The sequence below is a fragment of the Pseudomonas tructae genome (genome assembly GCF_004214895.1).
Lineage (GTDB): Bacteria > Pseudomonadota > Gammaproteobacteria > Pseudomonadales > Pseudomonadaceae > Aquipseudomonas > Aquipseudomonas tructae.
The window spans coordinates 2,627,248-2,647,428 of sequence record NZ_CP035952.1 but is presented as its reverse complement, the minus strand read 5'-3'; the positions used below and the strand labels follow the sequence as shown (position 1 = coordinate 2,647,428).

The window sequence follows — 20,181 nt, the reverse complement described above, 5'->3', positions numbered from 1 at the left end:
GCCCGCTCCTACCAGTCCTGTGGGAGCGGGCTTGCCCCGCGAAGACTTTCCCCAAACACCCACCAAAGCGCCGCCAGGCGCCGCGCAAAAGCCCCCGCTCCCGCATAAATCAATTCGACATTCAAACTGTCGACAATCCCCAGGTACGCGTCGCCATACAAGCGCTGCTGCTGGTCATCCAGCTCCGGCCTGAAACGGCGCAACGCCTGAGCAAACAACTCGCCCAAACGCGCCAGGTACGCCTCGAACCCGGCACAGATCACCGGCCGTAATTCGCTCGGAGGGAAGAACGCCGTGCGTAGCATGAAGCGCAGATGCGCCGAGGCCTGGTAACGCTCATTCAAACGCTCGGCAAAGCGCTGCCCTGGCAGTTCACTGGCCGGCACCTGTTCGGCAAAGCAGGCCTCCAGGTACTCATGTTCGGTCTGCAACGCTCGCTCGTAGACCACCTGGAACAGGTCATCCTTGCCGGCGAAATGCGCATACAAGGATGGCTTGCGCATGCCCGCGGCGGCGGCGATATCGTTCAGCGACGACGCGTCATAACCCAGCTCGGCGAACTGTTCGACGGCAATCGCGCAGATCTTTTGCGCCGACGGCGTCAGGCTTCTCATAGCGGTGTCTCCCACAAACAAAACGGATCAGTGGCCAGCCAGGCCCTGCAGATGCGGCTCGGCATCGCGGGTACTCACATGCACCAGCACGGCGACGAATACCGCCGAACAGCCGAGCAACAGCGCCCAGTGCGCCGCGCCCAAGGGCGCCATGATGCCCGACAATGGCGTGGCGAACGACGAAATGATCAACTGGAACGCCCCCAGCAAGGCCGCCGTCGAACCCAGTGCCGTGTTCTGCGAAGACATCACCAGGGACATCAGGGTCGCTTCGGCAATGCCCAGGCCGAACATCGCCACAGCCATGCCGGCCACGATGCCCGCAAGCCCCGCCGAACTCAGCGCACCTGCCAGTACCAGTACGGCACCGACCAGCATGCAGGCCGCGCCCCAGCGCGCCAGGCGCACCAGGCCCTTGCGCGCCACCAGGCGGCCAGCAGTGATGGCGCCGAGCAAAATGGCCACGCCGGTAGCCCCGAACAACGTGCCGAAGGCCTCCACCGAAAGGCCGAAATGATGCTGGTAGACGAAGGCCGCCCCCCCGATGTAGGCAAACAGAAAGAAGAACACCGCCGACAAGGCCAGCGCCGGGCGCAGAAACTGGCGGTCAGAGGCGATACGCACATAAGTGCGCAGGAACGCCCGTGGCTGCCAGGCCATGCGCTTGTCCTGGGGCAAGGTCTCCTTGAGCATCAGCGCCGAGTTGATCAGCACCAGTACCCCCAGTACCGCCAGCACCAGCATGATCGCCCGCCAACCCAAGTGCGCACCGACAAAGCCACCCAGCGCCGGGGCGATCACCGGGGCCAGGCCTTCGATGGTCATCAGCAAGGCGAAGATCTGCGCGGCCCGCGCACCTTCGGCAACGTCGCGGACCATGCTCATGATCACCACCAGGGTCAGGGCGCTACCCAGGCCCTGGATAAAGCGCGCCAGCAGCAGGCTATTGAGGTCTGGCGCTGCTGCAGCGGCCAGGGAGCTGAGGACGAACACCAGCAAACCGGCAAGCAATGGTCGGCGCCGGCCGAGGGTATCGACCAGTGGGCCGAACAACAGTTGCCCGGCGCCCATGGCCAGGAGGAACACGGTCAGGGTCAGTTGCACACCGGCATAGGAGGTGGCGAACTCGCTGGCAATGCTCGGCATGCTGGCCAGGTACATGTCGACCGCCGAGGGCCCGAGGGCGCCGATCAGGGCCAGAGAAATGGCAAAGCCGACCCGGGCGGTCGGCGTGGAGGCTGCACTGTGCATAGGTTCGATTCCAGATAAAAACAAGACCCGGCTGGCGTTTACCGCTCAACCTACCTATCGGTAGGTAGCCGGATCAGGCGAGCCTATACAGACCGCATCCTGCGGTCAAGTCAGCGGTGATGAAGTGCTGCTCAGCCCAGGCTGCTGGCGCGGTAGTCCTTGGGCGATTGTTCGAACTGCTTCTTGAACGAGCGGCTGAAGTGCGCCGAGTCGGTGAAGCCCCATTTATAGGCAATGGTGGTGATCGATTCGCGCTGCAGCACCGGGTTGGCCAGGTCGGCGGCGCTGCGTTTGAGCCGCGCGCGCTGGATGTAGCGGCAGACACTGTCGTCCTGCTCTTCGAACAGGCGGTAAAGGTGGCGCACCGAGATATTCAGGCGGTTGGCGAGGCTGACCGGGGTCAGGTTGGCCTGGCCGAGGGAGTCGTCGATGACTTTCTGCACATAACTGCGCAGGTTGGCGCCTTGCAATGAAGCCGGCATTGCCGTGAGCTCATCGCTGCCTTCCAGGGCCGAACCGAGCAATGACAAAAAGGCACTGTGCAGGGCCTGGCCCTCGCCCTGCTCGCCTTCCCCGGCATGCTGCTCCTTGCACAGCTGGTCCATCAGCAGGTGCAGCATGCGCCCGCAGGCACGGGTCTGGGAAATCTTGCCGAAGGTGTGGCGCTCGCCGCCCAGTTGCTTGCACACCTCGGCCCGCGACAACGACAGCGAGGCGTGCTCGATCAGGCCGAAGGGCATGATCTCGCAGGCGCCGGCGGCGTCCATCAGGAGCATCTCGCCGGGTGCCAGCTGGATGCTGACGCCGTTCTGGGTGATCTGCGAAAAGCCGGTGCGCTGGCTGACCAGAAAGCAGTGCTGGTCGTTGTCGCGGTCGCTGTTCAGGCCCTTGCGGCGGATCAGCCCGGCATTGGTGCGCAGGTTGGCCAGGGCCAGGCCGCCGCGCGACCAGGTGGAAATCTCACCGATGAACAGCGCGGGGTTGAACGCCAGTTCCGTCTCGTACACCCCACAGATGTTCTGCATCGTTGCGTTCCAGCGTTCCAGCGCAGGGCTGCTGGCGTGATGGATACTCATGGGCACCTCCACAATGGCATCTTGTTTTTGTTGCGCAATAGTTAACATGTTATCTATGTAGGCGCAACGTGCTTGAAGCAGCCAGGGTGAAAGCAGGTTTGATGCCAGCTGGCCGGGTCAGAGCCCGGCCATCAGCGCCGCGAGGCCTTGCAGCGCAGCCAGCAGGTGCTGGCGTTGCTCGGGGCTCAGGCGGATGTAGCGACGAAAGGCCGGCAGACGGCTGACCACCTCGCTGGCGCCGATATGTTCAAGGGTCAGGGTCCACTGGCCCTCGTGCCTTTGCAGCCGCAGGCGCTTGAAGTCCAGGGGCATCAGCGCCTGCAGCAAGGCCGCCTGCGCCTGTAGGCGACCCTGCACTTGAGCCTGTAGCGCCGGTGTGCCCTTGCGCAGGCGCACCCGCAGCCCGCTGCGCCGCAACGACCCGCTGTGGTGCAGCTCCAGGTGGGCGTTGCCCTGGTCGCTGGCAGGCAGTTTCAGGCTGAACTCGGTCAGCACCAGGTGCATCAGCAGGTGTGCCTCACAGCGCTCGCGCACCTGCACCGTCTGCCCGGCCCAGTCGAAGCAGCCCTGCCCCGGAGCAAGTACGACAAAACTGTCCAGCCCCAGGTTGGCCTGCACCCGCTGCAGGGTCAGCCCCGGCCGATAGCCGGCCGGCGCCCGTTCAGACAGCCTTTGCCACAGTTGGCGCAGGGCAATAGCCATGTGCAGTCCCCGGTTGGTGAGCGAATTCGCGCGCCAGCACCTCTTCTACCGAGGCCGGCTTGAACGGATTGACCTTCTGCACCACCAGGGTCCAGAACAGCGCATACACCGCCGTGCCGCCCAGCATCAGGCCAAAGGGCACGTAAATGTCGGCCGGGTCCATGCCGGGCGGGGTGATGAAGCACATGCCCAGGACAATACCGACGCTGGAGAGGATCTGCGGCAACGGAAACAGCGGCGAGCGATAGGCCCGTGGCAAGTCCGGGCGGCGGATACGCAGGATCACCACCGACAGCGTCACCAGCAGGTAGGCGGTGCTCCAGGCACACACCGCCGCCAGCACCAGGTGCATGATGCGGTCGGTATTGCCGCCCAGCCACAAGGCATGCAGGCACGGAATCAGCGCGGCAACGAGGATACACAGCAGCGGCGTTTTAAAGCGCGGGTGCAGGTAGGTGAAAACCTTGGGCAAGGCGCCGTCGACGGCCATGCCGTAGAGAATCCGCGGCACCCCGGCCATCAGCGTGTTGATGGTCGCAGCACCGGCAAACAGAAAGCCGATGCCCAGCCACAGCGGGCCGATATCGCCCATCACTTGTTCGGCAAAGCGCGGAATGGCCATGGGCGTGTCCAGCAGGTGCACGCCGCTGGCGGCATCGAGCAGCACGTTCTCGACCTGGCGCTTCATCGCCGCGCCGTAGATGAACATGCACGTCGCCACCCCCAGCAGGCCCAGGGCCATGGCCCGCGGCATGCTTTTGGCCGACTGGCGCAAGTCCGGAGCCAGCGGCGTGACGAACTCGCAGCCGACGAACATGAACATGGCCATGCCCACCAGCGAAAGGATGGTCATCAGGTCCGTGCCCACCAGCGACACCCCGAACCAGCCCGAAAGCTCCACCGCCGGCGCGGCAACCAGGCCCAGCACGCCAAAGACCATCAGGGTGGTCCACATGCCGAAGGTGAGGATGATCTCGGCCTTGCCGAACACACTGACACCAAAGGCATTGAGGATGGCGAAGACGATCACGAAGCCCACGCCCAGCAGCCATGAGCCACCGGCCGACTCGGCCAGGGTGTTGAGGTGTTCGAAGTTCACCAGGGCCATGACCCCGGCCAGCATGGTCTCGGCGGTGCCGGCGAAGACGTGGACGATCAGGTAGGCCGACAGTGTGCCGGTAATCGCGAAAAAACGGCCCATGCCGCAGTTGATGTAGTCGTAGACCGCGCCGGTGGTCGGCAGGATCGACGCCGCTTCGGCAAAGGTGGTCGCCTGCGCCAGCATCATCACCACGGCGATCAGCATGGCCACGGCGAAGGCGCTGCCGCCGATACCAAAGCCCATGGTCGCGGTGAGGATTACCGGGCTTGCCATGATCAGGCCGATGGTACTGGCAAGGGCGGTGGGAAAGCCGACCGTGCCGCGATGCAGGTGCGCACTGAGCGTGTCGTTGAGCGACATGGCAAAAGACCTCGAGCAGAAGAAGACAGTGCGCCTACTCTGCTCCCGGCGGCAATGGCCGTCTTGCCCGAGGCTGCCGTAAAGGTTGTAGCTGGCTGCCAGGCTCAGAACTGCACGTCGAGTATGACGTTGTCCAGGTAGGTACCGGCGGGTGGTGTGGCCTGGTCGGTGTAGACCTTGGCGTTGTAGTTGAAGATCTGGCTGCCGGTGCCGGTGCCCGCGCCAGGGTTGATATCGGCGTCGGTACTGGCCCGACGGGCCGTGGTCAGGCTGCCCCAGCGCACACTGCCGGCGCTTTTGAAGATGTCATAGGCCAGGTAGTTGTTGGCCGCCGACTTCATCCGTCGGCGCCCGGCGGACACATTCTGGCCATCGTCCAGCCCCACGGTATAGTTGCTGCCCTTGGTGCAGGAGACGTTGACGTTGCTGCTGACCGTACTGAAGCCTGCCACCACCGGGGCGTTGCCGAAACTGATGTTGGGGCTGGTGATCTGGCAGTCGTTGGTCACCGTTACGCTCACCGTCAGGCTGGTGGTGCCGGTAAGGTTCTGCCGGCCCAGGCAGATGGTGCCGATACCAATCCCCCAGCAATAGCTGATGTTCCAGTACACCGACAGGGTTTCCTGGTAGAGGCCGGCGGCGACGTTGCTGCCGGTCAGGCTCTTGAGGTAGATCGGCACCGACTTGGGCGTAGTGCCATTGAGCAGGCCCAGGGCATCGAGAATGCCGTTGCGGGCAAAGTCGTAGGGCTGGCCACGGGTGATGGCAAAGTTGGTGGTGTTATTGGCATACAGGGTGTAGGCAATCACATCGCCAGTGGGCCCGACCATGCCGGTACTGCCCACCGGCGGGGTGAAGGTTGCATAAAAATGATCATCGCTGGCCAGCAGGCTCACCAGCGAGCCTGTGCATTGCAGCCCGCCATTGAGGGTCGAGGCCGACTGCACCGCGTTGCGTACCAGGGTCGAACTGACGCTGCCGAAACTGGCCGGCGCGGTGTCGATCACGCTGCACAGCGCCTGTGCCTGCGCGCTGGCCAGCAGTGCCAGGAGCGTCAACAGGCGTTTCATTGACACACCAACGGGCCGATCAGCGGCACCTGGTCCTGCTCGGGCGCCAGCGTGAACTGCACCCGGCAACTGCCGCCATTGGCGATTTGTACCTGCAAGCCGTTGTCCTCGGCAAGGCCTTCCAGGTACACCAGCCCGTCCCAGCCCACCACCGCCAGCGCCCCGCTCTGCTCGTGGCGTACCTGGCTGCCCAGGGGCAATACCTGGTTGTGGCTATCGACCAGGACGATGCTGGCCGCCACCACCCGGTGCAGCGGGAACTCCAGCAGGTAACCGCTGCCACGGCGCACCGCGACCCGCTGCTCGACCTGCGGGGACTGGACGTTGGCCGGCAGCTCCATCGGGTCGATTTCGTACTTGGCCCGGTAGTAGGCGCTGCTCCAGGGCACCAGCAAGTGACCATTGCTGTCGGTGCGCCCGATCAACTGGTTTTCATAACGCACCGGCACCTGGGCAAAGCCTGCGGTGCTGACCACCACAAACGCATCGTCGATGCGGTTGGCGGCGAATATCCCAGCGTCCATCCACACCAGCGAGCCACTGGCATCGGCCCAGCGGGTCATACTGTCACTGCTGCCGTAGGCACCGGCCTGCAGTTGCACCGACTGCAGGCGCCAGGTGAGGTCGGCCTGGCGATAGGCCTGGCGGTCGCCGTCGGCGTAACCGAGGTTGAAGCCGACCCCGCCTTCGCTGGGCACTGCGCGGCTGTAGTTGACCCGTTGCTGGCGCTCGCCGTCCTTGTTGCGCTCGACGCTGAAGCTCAGGGTGCCGCGCAAGTCGAACGGGATCACCAGTTGCGCCTGCACTGCCCATTGGCTGTCGCCGATCTCGCGGTTGGCCGACAGGTACAGGCTGCTGTTGCCCCACAGCGGCTTGCTCCAGCTGAGGTTGAGCAAGCGGGTGCGCGAGTTGTCACCGGCGCGCACATCGAAATAACCGGCGCCGAGGCTGCCGTAACGCTCGAGGTTGACGCTCAGGGTGACCTGCTCGCTGCGCTGGCTCAGGCGGGTGTAGGGGCTGTCGACCAGCGACAGGTCGGCATAGTCGCCGCGCCGCTGCAGGCGCTGGTAATTGAAACCCAGGCGCTGGCTGTTGTACTGGTAGCCGAAGCTCAGTTGCTGGCCGCTGCGGCTGTCGAAGCGGCTCTGGCTCAGGGCGGCGTTGACCACCCCCCAGTTGCCCACCTGCCAGTTGCCGCCCAGCCCGCCAAGGGCCAGGGATTGCGCCGCCTCGGCGTGGCTTTCGAGGGTGAAGCTGTCGCTCAGGCCGTAGCGCAGGCTCCCGGCAGCGACCCCCGGGCCATAGGCAAAGTCGCGAATCGCATAGTCCCGGCGCAGGCTGCCGGCGGCCAGCGAGAAGTCTGCCAGGCCCTTTTGCAACAGGCTACTGGTGACATAGAACGGCAAGGTGGTCGACACCTGGCGGCCGAGGGCATCGGTGGTGACCACCACCGCTTCACCTGCGCCATTGATAAATGGCACGTTGGTCAGGGTGTAAGGGCCTGGCTGCAAGTCGGCACTGGAGCTTTTGTAGCCATTGATGAACAGGTCGACCGACGACGGCACCGCCGCTTCACCGGCAAACGCCGGCAATGGGTAGGTGACCAGGTCCGGGCGCACGGCGAAGTCCCGTGACAGTTGCAGGCCACCCAGGCGCACCGAACTGGTCCAGGGCAAGGCGCCGCTGAGCACGTCACCGGCTTCCAGGGTCAGCAGGCGTGCTTCGTCGGTGTAGCGCCAGGTGGTGTCGTAGCGGCGAAAGCCTTCCTGGCTGTCGGCAAAATCGTTGCCGCCCAGCGACTGACGCCACTGGCCGGTGGTCGACAGCGTGCCCCAACCGTCGAACAGACGCAGTTCGTTCCAGGCCGCCAGATATCGGCCACCGTCGTCGGTATCGTTCAAATACAGGTCATAGTTGAGCAGCGCGCCAAAGCTACTGCGGGCCTCGCTGGCCGGGTACAACTGGCGGTTGCCGATGCGCTGGGTCGGCAGCCAGCTGGGCGGGACTTGCACGACCAGGCGCTGGCCCTGGCTGTCGTAGTCGGTGTGCAGGCCAGGGATGCTGTCCAGGGCCACTTCGGCGCCGTACTCGCCCGGCAGTTCGATACCGGCGGCCTGCAGATCAGCGCTGGCCATGTACAGGCGCCCGGCGCGCTGCTGCACCGCGACCAGCTCAGGGCTGCTCATCTGATTGACCACCAGTTCCAGGAACAGCGGCGCATCGGCAACCGCTTCGAGGGAGGCCGGAGGCGGCGGCAGCTCGCCGGCCAACAGCGAACCACAACCCAGCACGGTCAGGCCACAGGCCCGCAGCGCCGACGAGATGCTCACACACAGTATCCGACCATTACCGGGTCCTCCCTGGCCCCTGTTGTCTTGCCGCTAACAGTGCTTCATTGGCCCTGGCTCAGGGTCTGCGCCGGTTCCTGGCCGTTGACCCGGCCCTTGAGCACCGAGGCCGCCGTCATTGGCTGCGGCGCCGGCCAGCGCATGGTCGCGCCGGGCAGTACATAACCGAGCAAGCCATCCACCAGCGGCCGGCTTTGGCCGCCCTGTTGCAGCACCACATCAGTCAGGCGTGCATGCACAGGGCCCGTGTTGCGGATTTCCACATAGGGTTTGCCCTGCACCAAGACCTGACGCCAGCTCAGTGCCGGTTTGCCCAGGGCACTGGCACTGCGCTGGCCGCTGGCATCGGCCTTGCCCCAGAGGCCCTCGCCGTAGACGAACAGCGGCACCGAATAGCGCATCTGGAAGCGGATCGCCGCCTGGGCCTTGTCGGCACTGGCCGCTGCCGGCAACGCCGGGGGAATTTCATCGATGATGATCCGGTAGGCCTGTTCCTGGCCGATCGGCGAGGCGCCGGTGCGGGTCAGACGGATCAGTTGCTTTTGCCCCGGGGCGATATTGGCCACTGGCGGACTGCCGATAATCTCGCGCTGGGCCTGGTACTGATCGTCAAACTCGCCCTGGCGCCAGGCGAACACCCGCACCTGCAGGTTGGCCGGCGCATCGCCGCGGTTTTCCAGCCACAGCGCACCGGCTTTCTGGTTGGCCTCAAGGACCGGATCGATCGGCCAGATCAGCACCGACGTGGCAGCCTGCAGCGGTGCACTGCCCAGCAGCGCCGCCATGCAGGCCAAAACGTTGTAGCTCAAGCGCGAACTGCCAGCGCCTACTTCCATGCACACACTCCTTTGATTGAAATCTTCCACGGACGCCTAGAACGTCAGCACCACCTGCACCACATCGGTATAGCTGCCAGCCGGCAGGATGCCGGTCAGTTGCGCGCGGGCGTAGACCGGCAGCTTGATCGCCGTCGGATCGCCATAGCTCACCGCAACGCTCTGGTTGATGCCCAGGGCCTGGCTGAAGCCGGCGTCGCGAAACAGCTCATAGGCCACCAGCGATGTACCGCTGCTGCGCTTGAGGTTGCGCGTGCCGCTGGCACTGTTGAGGCCGGCATCGACACTCATGCTCAGGCTCACCCCCGGTGTGCATTGCAAGGTCACCGTGGTGCCGCCCAGGGCGGTCGTCACGCTGCTGCTCGACAGCGCCGAATAGCTGCCGAAATCCAGGTTGCCGTAGTTGCTCACTCCGCCCACCACCAGGCAACCGGCGGCCACCGTGGCGCTGACCTGGAAGGTGCTGGTGGTGACCGCCGCCAACGGCAGCGGCACGCCCCAGGCAACCATGGCCAGCAGCGCGGGCACACCGCGGGTCATGGCTCAGAAACTCAGCTCGACCGCGACCGTGTCGGTGTACACACCGGCCGGCAGCCCCGCCTTGCCCTTGGCCAGGCCATAGAGATTGACCGTCTGGGCCACGCCGGTGCTGGTGGGCAAGGTGATGGTGCCATCGATGGCCAACACCGTGCTGTGCCCGGCGTCGGTATAGAAGTCATAGGGTACGTAGTTGGCGACGCCGTCGTACAGCGCCCGTGTGCCACCCGCCGACTGGCTGTCGTGGGCGCCGGCACGCACCTTGACAGTCGGCACCGTGCCGCTGGAGCACAGAATGCTCATGGCCCCGCCGCCACCGCCCAGCACCTGCCCCGAGGCGTTGACGAACAGCGCATCCTGGGTGCCGAAGTTCAGCGCACCGAAGTTCAGGCCGCTGCTGCCACTGCCGCCGTTGACCTGGCAACTGGCGATCAGCGTCAGGGTGGCGGTGATATTGCCGGTCACCGTGGCCGCCTGGGCCTGGGCCGCGAGCGCCAGGCCGACACCGGCGAAGATCAAACGTGAAAGGTTTGGGTGCATGAGTCACTCCTTGCGTGCTACCAGTCCAGGGTCACCATCAGGGTGTCGCGGTAAATACCGGCCGGCAGCGCCTTGGGATGGGCGACCACCGCACCGTAGATCGGAATCGGAATCTGCGCGGCGCTGGTGATCGCAAAGTTGCGGCTCTGGCCGATGGCATAATGGGCGCGCCCGGAAGGATCGGCAGACAGCTCATAGGCAATCAGTTCGCGGCCATTGCTCAAGCGCCGGGTGGCGCCATTGCCGTTGGTGCCGCCATTGATGCTGACAGTAAAGGCCCCCACCGCCGGGTTGCAGCGTACTTGCAGGCTGCCGTTGCCGGCTGATTCTTCGATGGCCGAACGCAGCGGGTTGGTCCAGCTCGGGCCCTGGCTGCCAAAGTCCAGCACGCCGCCGCCGGAGGTTTCCAGAGCGCTTGCATCGCCACTGATCTGACAGGCACTGCTGATCACCAGGCGCGCCTGGATCTGCCCGCTCACGGCCGCGAAGGCCATGGGGCTGATCAACAGCATCGGGGCAATGCCCAACAGCAATACGTGTTTCATACTGCCAGTTCCTTTAGCAGGCGCCGCCCCGGTTACCAGGTGACGGTGACTTTGAGCAGATCCGAGTAACGCCCCACCGCCGGCACCTGGGCCAGACGATCGATACGCGCGTACAACGGCAGCGCCACCGAGCCGCTATCCGGCACCCGGGCATGCTGCACGACATTGACCGGCAAGGGCTCACGCCAGGCCGGGTCCTGATACAAACGGTAGGGAATGGGCTGCGCCGCAGGCTGGTTGCTGGTCAGGTAACGCACTTCGCCAATGCCGCCGTGCTGGCCGCCATCGACCTGCACCTGATACGCCGTGTCGGGGTTGCATTCCAGGCGTGGCGGGCGCAAGGCCAGCAGTTGGCTGCTGAGCGGTCCGGCCGGGGCATCCAGGCGCGTGGTGCGGCCGAAGTCGAGCATCCCCAGGGCCTGGGCGCCAGCATCGCGGGGTTGGTGGATGAGTACGCAGCCGCGCTGCACTTCCACTTTGACTTCAACCATGAAATCGGCGGCGCCTGCCATGCTGGCCGTGATCAGCCCAAGCAGTGTCGCCAGAACGCGTCCCTTCACCGTGTCATCCTTCAACGCAGGATTGATCTGACCTTGAGGGTAGCAGTGAAGGAAAAACCTGCCAGTTCGCAGGGAAATGTATAGCCCAGGTACAAGATTTCCCCGCCCCTGTTCGGTGTACACAGGTCCCGTGTGGGGCCGGTACAACCTGCACATCTGGAGTTGTCTGAATGACGACCGCTACGCGCTCGATCGCGGGGCAAGGCCCGCTCCCACCGGGACGGTGTACGCAGTTCAAGAGCGGGGCTTGCCCTGCGATAGAAATCATCACCTATCACCATTACAAGATCACTGGCCGCCCTCAATCATATTGGTTAAATTACCCGACCTCGCTCAAGGTGACGGGTGAGCAGCAGCGATTCAGCCAGGGCCGGCATGCGAGCAGCCGACGGCAGTGATCGACTATCTGGAACTGGCCAGGCCGCTAAGAGATAGCGTCGGCGGCAACGCCAGGTAATACACGCCGATGCAGGCGCCGCCCATCATTGGGAGCAAGAGCCATGAATGAACTGCTGCTGCGCCGCCTGCAACTGCCGGAGCCGATCGGCCAGGTGCTGATCGTCGGTGATGGCCAACGGTTGTTGGCGCTGGAATTCGATGAGCCCGAAAAGCGCCTGCTGCGGCTGCTGCGCACCCGCTTCGGCGCAGACGTGCAACTGCGCGAAACCGCCGGGCTGGCTGACCTCGCCGAAGCCGTGCAGGCCTACTGCTCGGGCCAGTTGCAGGCATTCGATAGCGTACCCTTGGCGGCGGGCGGTACCCCGTTCCAGCAGCGCGTGTGGGCGGCATTACGCGCAATCCCCGCAGGCAGCACCCGCAGCTACGGCCAGATTGCCGCAGCGCTCGGCAACCCGGCAGCCGCCCGGGCGGTGGGCCTGGCCAATGCCTTGAACCCGGTGAGCCTGGCCATCCCCTGTCATCGGCTGGTCGGCAGCAGTGGTGCGCTGACCGGTTATGGCGGCGGACTCGAACGCAAGCGCTGGCTGCTGGAGCATGAACGTCACTGGGGGTAATCGCCCGCTGCCACCTAGGCTGTTGCCGTTCAAAAATCCCAGCGAGTGGTCAGCATCAAATTGCGCGGATCACCATACGACATCGAGTTATAGAAACCGATGTTGGTGTAGTAACGCTTGTCGAACAGGTTGTTGGCATTGACCGTTGCCGATAGGTTCTCGGTGATCTGGTAACGGGCCATCAGGTCCACCAGCCAGAACGGATCCTGGGCAAATTCCTGGTCAATGTCCTTGGGCCGGTTGTGCAGCACCTGCCAACCCTTGCCCTGCCAGCGCGCACCGCCACCGACGGTCAGGCGTTCCAGCGCACCCGTAAGCTGGTAGCTGGTGTAGAAGCTGACCTGATCTTCCGGCTCCCAGGTCGACACTTTCTTGCCGTCGTCATCGCGGATCACCTTGTGGGTATAACCGGCCTGCAGCTGCCAACCCGGCGCCAGCTCACCCGATACTTCGGCTTCGAAGCCCTTGGTCTTGGCTTTCACGCCCATCCAGGCAAAACCCACAGCGGGGTTGGTCGGGTCGCCGTTGTACTGGTTGTCTTCGACGGTACGGTTGCTCTGGTGGATCTCGAAGTAGGCAAGGCTGGCGTTGACCCGGCCGTCGAGGAATTCACCCTTGAGGCCCACTTCGTAGTTCTGCCCTTCGTCCGGGTCCAGCAACCGGTCGTTGCGGTCGCGGAACCAGGCGTCCTGGGGCATGAAGATATCGGTGTAGCTGGCATACAGCGAGTAGGTGTCGTTGAGGTCATAGACTGCGCCCAAGTAGGGGATCAGGCGGTCGTTTTCCTTGTTGTTGGCATCGATCCCGTCGTAGCTGTAGTTGACCAGGCGTCCGCCGAGCAGCAGGGTCAGGTCGTCGGTCGGGTGCAGCCGTGCGGTAAGGTAGGTGCCGTTCTGCCGCACTTTGTCGTCGGTGCGCGCCGCCACCGGGCCCCAGTCGGGCTCGCCAATGTCACCGTTCCAGTTAGGGAAGTCCTCGATGATGTCGTCGGCGTAGGTGACATCGCGGTAGTCCTTGCCCTTCCAGCGCGAGGCCGTGTAGGAATTGCCGATCACCAGTTCATGCTCGCGGCCCAACAGCTGGAACGGCCCGCTTGCGTACAGGTCGAGGGAGTTGCTCACAGTCTCGCCGGTGTACTTCTGCGCATAGATATCGGCGGTGCCGTCCTTGCCTGGCTGGTAGCCCTGGATCGAGCCGAGCGGCGCGTGGTAGCCGTTGATCTTGTGATCAAGCTGGGCCTTGGCCACCCAGCCGTTGTCCAGGTGATGCTCAAGGCTTGCGAACACGGTGCGGGTGTACTGCTCCCAGGTGCTCCATTTGGCCGCGTTGTTGAAATGATGCGAGACATTGTTGGTGTCGCCATAGCCATTGTACAGCGGCACGGTGCCCGACCAGCTGGAGCCTTTGGGGTTGTTGTCCTGGTAGTCGGCGCCGACGGTCAGCAGGGTATCGGGGTCGAGGTCGAACTCGAGGATGCCGTAGTAGACGCTGGTCTTGCGCTCGTAGTGATCGAGAAACGAGTGCTTGTCCTGATAGGCTGCCACCGCCCGGCCGCGCACATTGCCGTTGTCAGTCAGCGGGCCGCTGACGTCCAGCTCGCTGCGGTAGTTGTCCCAGGTGCCGGCACCGAGGGCGAAGTGGCCCTTGAACTCGGCGGTCGGCTTCTTGCGCACCAGGTTGATGGTCGCGCCGAGGGAGCCTGCGCCAGTCAGCAAGCCGGTGGCGCCTTTGAGCACTTCGACGCGGTCGTAGATGGCCATGTCGCTGAGGCTGTTGCCGGCCGAGTAACCGACGTTGCGCGAGGTCGAGGGAATGCCGTCGTACTGGAAGTTGCTAATGGCAAAGCCGCGCGCGTAGTAGCTGTTGCGTTCGGTGTCATAGGCCGAGACGGTGATGCCCGGGGTGTGGCGCATCACGTCGTCGATGTTGTTGAGGCCAAAGTCATCCATGTGCTGGCGGGTCACCACGGTGATCGACTGCGGCGTCTCGCGCGGGGTCAGAACCAGGCGGGTGGCGGTGGCGATGGTGCCGGGGGTGTAGGACCGGCTCTCTTCAGTGATGGTGCCCAACTGGTTGCTGGTGACCTCGGTGGCACTGAGGCTGATCGCCCCCGCCTCGTTCACTTCACGCACCAGGCTGTAGCGCCCGTCCGCCTCCTTGATCAGCGCCAGGCCCTTGCTGGCGAGCAAGGCGCGCAGGCCTTCTTCGACCTCGTACTGGCCGTGCAGGCCTTCGCTGCGCAGGCCCTGGGTCAATGCCGGATCAAACGACAGCACCACCCCGGCTTCGGCGGCAAAGCGGGTCAGCACCTGGCCCAGATCGTCCTGCGCCAGGTCGTAAGTACGCGTGGCCGCTTCGGCCTGGGCCAGGCTCAAGGGCAACAACAGCGCGCAACAGCGCAGGGCGTGGTGGATCCGGCGACTTCTCATTCGATGCGTTCTCTTCTGGTTGGCATTCAGGCAGTGGGCCTGCCTTCCATGAGTCGAACGACAAGACGAATTAATATCATTTACATGAAAATTTATTTATCTAACGTGCCTCTACTGTCACCCAGTAGGGCGTGCGCTGGCTGACGCGTACCGGCAGCGTACTTTCCAGAGCACGGAAGATCTGCGCCTGGTCATCGAGCCTGAAGGTGCCGCTGATGCGCAGCCCGACCACCTCTGGCGCGCAGCGCAACCAGCCGCGTCGGTAACGCGCCAAGTCGGCGATAAAGGCCCCCAGGTACTGTTCGTTGGCGATCAGCAGGCCTTTGCTCCAGGCGTCCAGGTTACTTTCCAGTGGTGAACTGAGCACCAGCGCCGGGTTGGCAAAACGGCATTGCTCACCGGCCTCCAGCAGCGCCCCGCCACCCTGCTCGCCCGGCAGCACCCGCACCTGGCTTTCGAACACGGCCAGGCGAGAGGTGTTTTCGCCGGCCAGCACCGAGAAGCGCGTGCCCAGCGCCTGCAGCGTGCCGTGCCGGGTTTGTACCAGGAAGGGTCGATTGGCCGGGTCCTTGGCGGTCGTGACCAGCACCTCGCCATCGCGCAGCACCAGCAAGCGCTGCTGCGGGTCGAAACGTACATCCAGGGCACTGGCAGTGTTGAGCTGGACCTGGCTGCCGTCATCGAGGGTCAGGCTCAGGCGCTCGCCGGTACGGGTCTGATAGTCGGCAAACCAGGCGTCTGGCCGGGCTTGCTGATAGCCGGCCCAGCCCAGGCCACCGGCACCGGCCACCAGCACCAGACCCTTGAGTGCGCTGCGGCGGCTCATCGCCGACAGCGCCAGGGTGCGCCCGGCCAGGCCCGCAGGCATCTGCTGCAAGCGTTGCTGGACCCGCTCGACCTGCTGCCAGGCCCAGCGATGTTGTTCATCAGCCTGCATCCAGGCGTGCCAGGCGGCGTGTTCGGCGGCGCCTGCGCTTTCATCGCCCAGACGTGCGCGCCAGGCGGCGGCCTGTTCGAGGGCGGCGATTTGGCGCGAATCCAGTGCGGGCATCAATCGGCCTCGTGTTGCAGGCTGTACAGCGTGCAGTGGTGCAAGGCCTTGGCGATGTCGCGGTTGACCGTGACCACCGAGATGCCGAGGGTGGCGGCGATGGCCTTGTAGGTCATGCCATCGAGCTGCGACAGCAGAAAGGCCTTGCGCACCCGGGCACCTAAACCTGCGAGCATGGCGTCTAGCTCACAAAGGGTTTCCAGCAGGATGGCCCGGGCTTCGGCCGAGATGTCCAAGGCTTCGGGTTGCTCGGCCAGGGCTTGCAACCAGGCGCGTTCGAGCCGGGCGCGGCGAAAGTGATCGATCATCAGCCGGCGGGCGATGGTCGCCAGGTAGCCCCGGGGTTCGCGCACATCGCGTAGCCGGTCGCTGGCGTCGGCGGCGCTGAGCACCCGCACGAACACGTCCTGCATCAGGTCGGCCGCCAGGGCATGGCACGCCACCCGCGGGCGCAGCCAGGCGGTGAGCCAGCGGTGATGGGCCTGGTACAGATGGCTGACCTGCTGGTGCAGGGCGGGGTTGGCGTCGGACATGGTGATGTGAAAATTAAATGAGAATTTCTATCATTCTATGCGAATGAGGGAAGTGCTTGGAAGTGCAGTGGTGGCTCTATCGCGGGGCAAGCCCGCTCCCACAGGTGAAGTGATACGAGTGGGAGCGGGCTTGCCCCGCGATAGCGAGTGCAGCCATTACCCATTCAGGGTTACTCCATCAACGTGATTACCGCCTGCACCGTCGCGCCGCATACTCGTTTGCAGCCCCCCGCCAGGAATCTTTGATGAAAATCGAACTGATACAGCTCGCCGGCCGCGACGGCGATACCGCCTACAACCTGCAACGTACCCTCGAAGCCATCGCCAATTGCGCCGCCGACACCGATCTGCTGGTGTTCCCGGAAACCCAGCTGATGGGCTTTGCCAATGCCGAGCAGTTGCCCGAAGTTGCCGAAGCAGTGGACGGCCCGAGCGTTGCGGCCGTGCTGCAGGCACTGCGTGAACGTGATGTCGCGGCGGTGATCGGCCTGGCCGAAAAAGCCGACGGCCACTACTACAACACCTCCCTGTTGCTGACCCCCGAAGGCATCGCCCTGCACTACCGCAAGACCCACCTGTGGCCTTCGGAACGCGGCCTGTTCACTGCCGGTGATCGCTACGCCACGACCCGCTGGAAAGGCCTGCGTATTGGTCTGCTGATTTGCTACGACATCGAGTTGCCGGAAAGCAGCCGCGCCCTGGCGCAACTGGGCGTCGATCTGATCGTGGTCAGCAACGGCAACATGGACCCCTACGGCCCGGTGCACCGCACCGCGATCATGGCCCGCGCCCAGGAGAACCAGGCTTTCGCCCTGATGGTCAACCGCGTCGGCGCTGGCGATGACAACCTGGTGTTCGCCGGTGGCAGCGCCGTGGTCGACCCCCATGGGCGCCTGCTGTTCGAGGCCGGGCGCGAAGCTTGTCGGCAGGTCATCGAACTGGACCTTGCGCAACTCGACCACGCTCGCCGTGCCTACGACTACCTGGCCGACCGCCGCCTGCAACTGCCCGGCCAGCGCCTCGACCACGCCGATGGTCGCCGCGAACTGCTGATTCCCTGAGCGCTGCCTCTTACAACAACAAGATCCCGGAGTGCCCCCATGAAGTCGATCCGCCGCCTGCCCCTGGCCCTGGCCGCGCTGCTGAACCTCGCCGCCGCCCAGGCTGCCGCGCCCAGCGTGCACATCTACAACTGGTACGACTACATCGCCCCCAACACCACCAAGGAGTTCCAGCAGGCTTCGGGTATCGCCCCGGTGTATGACGTGTTCGACAACAGCGATGTGATGCAGAGCAAGCTGATGGCCGGGCGCAGCGGCTATGACGTGGTGTTCGCCAGTGGCGACCTGTTGCCCAACCTGATCAAGGCCGGGGTGCTGGCCGAACTCGACCGCAGCCAGTTGCCCAACCTGCCGCACCTGGACCCGCAGCTCCTCGCCAAACTGCAGGTCAACGACCCCGGTAACCGCTTCGCCGCACCGTACTTGTGGGGTACCACGGGCCTGGGCTACGACGTCGACAAGGTCAAGGCGCGCCTGGGCAGCGATGCACCGCTCAATTCCTGGGACCTGATCTTCAAGGAGGAAAACATCGCCAAACTGGCCGACTGTGGCGTGGCCATGCTCGATGCGCCCAACGAGATCATCCCCATCGCCCTGCACTACCTGGGCCTGCCCTACAACAGCAAGAACCCCGAGGACTACCGCAAGGCCGAGGCGCTGCTGCTCAAGGTGCGCCCGCACATCGCCTACTTCGACTCTTCGCGCTTTATCTCGGACCTGGCCAACGGCAACGTCTGCGTGGTGCTGGGCTGGTCGGGTGGCGTATTCGACGCAAGGCTCGCCGCCGACAACGCCAAGAACGGCCGCGATATCCGCTACAGCATCCCCCGCGAAGGCGCACCGTTCTGGCTGGAAAGCATGGTCCTGCTCAAGGATGCGCCCAACCCGCAACAAGGCCTGGCCTTTATCGACTACATGCTGCGCCCCGAGGTGATCGCCGCCTCGACCAACTACCTGGGCTACCCCAACGCCAACAAGGACGCCGCTCCACTGGTGAATGCGAAGATCCGCGACAACCCCTCGGTGTACCCGCCCCAGGCGGTGCTGGATACGCTGTTCGCCCTGGAGCCATTGCCGCTCAAATTTGAACGCATACGCACCCGGGTGTGGAGCAAGGTCAAGACTGGAAGTTAGTGGCTCAATCTTCCAGGGGCTTGGGTGGTGGCAGGGGCTTGGCAGGTTTTGCCGGCTTGGCCGGTTTGCCCTCCTTGCCTGGTTTGGCGTCCTTGGCCGTTGCCGCGTCGGCTTTCTGCTCGGCAACGGTCGGCGCCACGATGGCTTTCTCTGCGGCTGGCAACTGGTCGACCGCGTCGAAAATCGCCTTGGGCTCAACTGTACCGGTGTGTTCTATGCGGTGCTGTTCACCATCCTTGCCCACCAGTACCACCTGGGTGACCACCGTATCCCGGGCGCTGAACTTGAACTGGCGGATCAGCGCCATGGTCGCCTGTTGATCCAGAAACTTGTCATCGCGTTTGCCGATCATGCCGGCGACGCTGTAGATCACCAGCTTGCGCTCCTCAAAGGCAGCCTTGGTGGCCGGATCTTTCAAGGCCTCGTTCAATCCGCGCAAGGTCGGGTCGGCGGTGCTGGGGGCAAGGACAATCAAGGGACGCGCCTTGTTCAGGTCCTGGGCCAAGGGGTCGTCGCTCTCGGCAGCGAGGGCAGGACCGGCAACAACGGCCAACAAGGCGGCGAGGGTCAGTGACCGAACAAGCATGCGCATCTCCTTTCAATTTCCATGTATCAAAGACTACATATCGCGACGAAAGATTCGGGTTGCGAGCCTAAACTACAGGGCCAGATGAGTGGGCAAGGCAAAGGTAACTTCCGATTACCAAGTGCGACCTTGGAGGCATGCCGAAAGGCCTGTCATCCGATTCTGAGGATAGCTGAAGGCCGTCAGCCATGCCCGTAGACCACCCTGGAAAAAGGCCTTTACCATGAGCGTTGCTGACACCCTGCTGTTACTGCTGATCCTTGTCACGGCCCTGGGCTGCGGGTTGATGGGCGGGTTGTTCTTCGCCTTTTCCAACTTCGTCATGCAAGCCCTGGAGCGCATCCCGGCGCAGAGTGCGGTCAGCGCCATGCAGTCGATCAACCAGGTGGTGCTCAACCGCCTGTTCCTTGCGCTGTTTCTGGGCACCGGCGTGACGTGCGCGGTGCTGCTGAGCTGGGCCTGGCTGCGCTGGCCACTGCCCGGCAGCCTGTGCATCGGCATTGGCAGCGGCCTGTACCTGCTTGGCAATGTGCTGGTGACCTTGCTCTTCAACGTGCCGCGCAACCAGAGCCTGGCACGCCTGGACCCGGCCAGCAGCGAGGCGGCCAGCGCCTGGCCCAGCTATGCGCGGGTGTGGAAGCGCTGGAACCATGTGCGCACCATTACCGCGCTGGCGGCGACGGCGTGGTTGATGGTGGCGTTGCTGAGGGTGGTGTGGGCTCAATGAGACAGGGGGCTGCTCCCACAGGGATCTCTCCAGCTTTGAAAAAGCTGTGCAAGGCAGTTGCTCCCACAATGAGGCCTTTCCATAGACCATAGAATCTCCCACAGGG

20 protein-coding genes are annotated in these 20,181 nt (G+C 64.3%); 4 read left to right on the top strand and 16 right to left on the bottom strand.

Going from position 1 to position 20,181, the window contains the following annotated elements; all coding sequences use genetic code 11:
- Positions 1-8: 8 nt before the first annotated feature.
- From EXN22_RS12230 to EXN22_RS12175, 12 genes are all read right to left on the bottom strand, one after another.
- Entirely contained in the window at positions 9-614 is a 606-nt protein-coding gene (locus EXN22_RS12230; RefSeq protein WP_130264291.1) for a TetR/AcrR family transcriptional regulator, read from the bottom strand.
- A 27-nt stretch (positions 615-641) separates the two neighbouring features.
- Positions 642-1,865 (bottom strand): multidrug effflux MFS transporter, encoded by a 1,224-nt coding sequence (locus tag EXN22_RS12225; protein WP_130264290.1) that lies wholly within the window; start codon positions 1,863-1,865, stop codon positions 642-644.
- A gap of 131 nt (positions 1,866-1,996) precedes the next feature.
- Positions 1,997-2,941: a transcriptional regulator FeaR gene (gene feaR, locus EXN22_RS12220; RefSeq protein ID WP_130264289.1), complete on the bottom strand. Its 945-nt coding sequence runs from the start codon at positions 2,939-2,941 to the stop codon at positions 1,997-1,999.
- Between the two features lie 117 nt (positions 2,942-3,058).
- Positions 3,059-3,643 (bottom strand): DUF3156 family protein, encoded by a 585-nt coding sequence (locus EXN22_RS12215; RefSeq protein ID WP_130264288.1) that lies wholly within the window; start codon positions 3,641-3,643, stop codon positions 3,059-3,061.
- Complete coding sequence (locus EXN22_RS12210; RefSeq protein WP_130264287.1) at positions 3,603-5,105, bottom strand: APC family permease; 1,503 nt, start codon at positions 5,103-5,105, stop codon at positions 3,603-3,605. The genes EXN22_RS12215 and EXN22_RS12210 overlap by 41 nt, the downstream gene beginning before the upstream one ends.
- A gap of 104 nt (positions 5,106-5,209) precedes the next feature.
- Complete coding sequence (locus tag EXN22_RS12205) at positions 5,210-6,175, bottom strand: Csu type fimbrial protein (protein WP_130264286.1); 966 nt, start codon at positions 6,173-6,175, stop codon at positions 5,210-5,212.
- Positions 6,172-8,499 carry a fimbria/pilus outer membrane usher protein gene (locus EXN22_RS12200; protein WP_233281727.1) on the bottom strand — a complete coding sequence of 776 codons (2,328 nt, stop codon included), beginning with the start codon at positions 8,497-8,499 and terminating at the stop codon, positions 6,172-6,174. The genes EXN22_RS12205 and EXN22_RS12200 overlap by 4 nt, the downstream gene beginning before the upstream one ends.
- A 68-nt stretch (positions 8,500-8,567) precedes the next feature.
- Complete coding sequence (locus tag EXN22_RS12195; protein ID WP_130266809.1) at positions 8,568-9,308, bottom strand: fimbrial biogenesis chaperone; 741 nt, start codon at positions 9,306-9,308, stop codon at positions 8,568-8,570.
- Positions 9,309-9,395: 87 nt separating this feature from the next.
- Positions 9,396-9,899: a Csu type fimbrial protein gene (locus EXN22_RS12190; RefSeq protein WP_233281706.1), complete on the bottom strand. Its 504-nt coding sequence runs from the start codon at positions 9,897-9,899 to the stop codon at positions 9,396-9,398.
- 3 nt (positions 9,900-9,902) lie between these two features.
- Complete coding sequence (locus EXN22_RS12185; protein ID WP_130264284.1) at positions 9,903-10,436, bottom strand: Csu type fimbrial protein; 534 nt, start codon at positions 10,434-10,436, stop codon at positions 9,903-9,905.
- A gap of 17 nt (positions 10,437-10,453) precedes the next feature.
- Positions 10,454-10,981, bottom strand: coding sequence for a Csu type fimbrial protein (locus EXN22_RS12180; protein ID WP_130264283.1), 528 nt, complete (start codon positions 10,979-10,981; stop codon positions 10,454-10,456).
- 32 nt (positions 10,982-11,013) lie between these two features.
- Entirely contained in the window at positions 11,014-11,541 is a 528-nt protein-coding gene (locus tag EXN22_RS12175; protein ID WP_130264282.1) for a Csu type fimbrial protein, read from the bottom strand.
- 500 nt (positions 11,542-12,041) lie between these two features.
- On the opposite strand from EXN22_RS12175, the gene EXN22_RS12170 reads away from it, so the two are divergent.
- On the top strand, positions 12,042-12,554 hold the full coding sequence (locus EXN22_RS12170) for a methylated-DNA--[protein]-cysteine S-methyltransferase (protein WP_130264281.1): 513 nt from the start codon (positions 12,042-12,044) through the stop codon (positions 12,552-12,554).
- A gap of 29 nt (positions 12,555-12,583) precedes the next feature.
- On the opposite strand, the gene EXN22_RS12165 is transcribed toward EXN22_RS12170, so the two are convergent.
- The 3 genes from EXN22_RS12165 to EXN22_RS12155 form a co-directional block, all read right to left on the bottom strand.
- Complete coding sequence (locus EXN22_RS12165; RefSeq protein ID WP_130264280.1) at positions 12,584-14,983, bottom strand: TonB-dependent siderophore receptor; 2,400 nt, start codon at positions 14,981-14,983, stop codon at positions 12,584-12,586.
- Positions 14,984-15,083: 100 nt separating this feature from the next.
- Positions 15,084-16,034 carry a FecR domain-containing protein gene (locus tag EXN22_RS12160; RefSeq protein ID WP_130264279.1) on the bottom strand — a complete coding sequence of 317 codons (951 nt, stop codon included), beginning with the start codon at positions 16,032-16,034 and terminating at the stop codon, positions 15,084-15,086.
- Positions 16,034-16,567 (bottom strand): sigma-70 family RNA polymerase sigma factor, encoded by a 534-nt coding sequence (locus EXN22_RS12155; RefSeq protein ID WP_130264278.1) that lies wholly within the window; start codon positions 16,565-16,567, stop codon positions 16,034-16,036. The genes EXN22_RS12160 and EXN22_RS12155 overlap by 1 nt, the downstream gene beginning before the upstream one ends.
- Before the next feature lie 245 nt (positions 16,568-16,812).
- Here EXN22_RS12155 and EXN22_RS12150 point away from each other — a divergent pair, with 245 nt between their 5' ends.
- Both EXN22_RS12150 and EXN22_RS12145 read left to right on the top strand, forming a co-directional pair.
- Entirely contained in the window at positions 16,813-17,628 is an 816-nt protein-coding gene (locus EXN22_RS12150; protein ID WP_130264277.1) for a carbon-nitrogen hydrolase family protein, read from the top strand.
- Between the two features lie 39 nt (positions 17,629-17,667).
- Positions 17,668-18,762 carry a polyamine ABC transporter substrate-binding protein gene (locus EXN22_RS12145; RefSeq protein ID WP_130264276.1) on the top strand — a complete coding sequence of 365 codons (1,095 nt, stop codon included), beginning with the start codon at positions 17,668-17,670 and terminating at the stop codon, positions 18,760-18,762.
- A 4-nt stretch (positions 18,763-18,766) separates the two neighbouring features.
- Here the strand turns inward: EXN22_RS12145 and EXN22_RS12140 are convergent, their stop codons facing one another.
- Positions 18,767-19,348 (bottom strand): DUF4174 domain-containing protein, encoded by a 582-nt coding sequence (locus EXN22_RS12140; protein WP_130264275.1) that lies wholly within the window; start codon positions 19,346-19,348, stop codon positions 18,767-18,769.
- A 223-nt stretch (positions 19,349-19,571) separates the two neighbouring features.
- Between EXN22_RS12140 and EXN22_RS12135 the strand changes: the two genes are divergently transcribed.
- On the top strand, positions 19,572-20,075 hold the full coding sequence (locus EXN22_RS12135) for an anthrone oxygenase family protein (protein ID WP_130264274.1): 504 nt from the start codon (positions 19,572-19,574) through the stop codon (positions 20,073-20,075).
- Positions 20,076-20,181: the final 106 nt, after the last annotated feature.